Origin of the sequence: Autumnicola musiva (assembly GCF_031846585.1) — a bacterium.
Taxonomy (GTDB): domain Bacteria; phylum Bacteroidota; class Bacteroidia; order Flavobacteriales; family Flavobacteriaceae; genus Autumnicola; species Autumnicola musiva.
Genome location: NZ_JAVRHK010000080.1, coordinates 1 through 611 on the forward strand (window position 1 = coordinate 1; position 611 = coordinate 611).

Annotated in this window: 1 pseudogene; it reads right to left on the reverse strand. The window is 41.6% G+C overall.

Annotated elements, in window-relative coordinates:
* Nucleotides 1–611: pseudogene (locus RM539_RS19935) on the reverse strand (hypothetical protein); the annotation flags it as partial.

Consider the following 611-nt stretch of genomic DNA (forward strand, 5'->3'; position numbering starts at 1 on the left):
TCAACATAAAGATCTTACCATCTTTTAATTGGATATGGGAAGTATGCATTTTAGTCTCTCCGCTTACCACCTGGTGCATCAGTTTCCACTTATCGATAAAATTCTTTCCTAAATACGTTTTTACAGGAATTGAAAAGAACCGAAAGCAAAAGGCCCTCTTTTCTTCATCGTAAGTTAAGCCGCAGACTCCCTCCATATTAAAGGGAAAAGCCATATTCCTCCTGAAGTTATTTATGGAGTGTTCACCACTCCAGTATTTCTCCCTGTTCTTTTTGAAAGCACTAATTATGATGCTATTCAGGTTGGTTAAGATGTTGGTGGGCATTTCTCCTTTAAAGCGATCGGAAACCAGCCGGTAGGTGGAATTGATCCGGGAGCGGTTTAGGATACCATGCTCATCTTTCTTTTCGTCAATCAGTTTGTATTTGATGCCTTCCGATAAGTAGAAGAACTCTTCGATCATCTCCTGTACATAAAGATGGGAGACAATAAGGTTGGCGGCCCTGTAGCACCGATTCCTCCACAGGTAAAGCTTATCCATGTCCTCTTTACGCTCTTCTTTAGTGGGCAGGTCGATCAATAACTGGATCTTTCGGGTAAGTTTTAGCGTC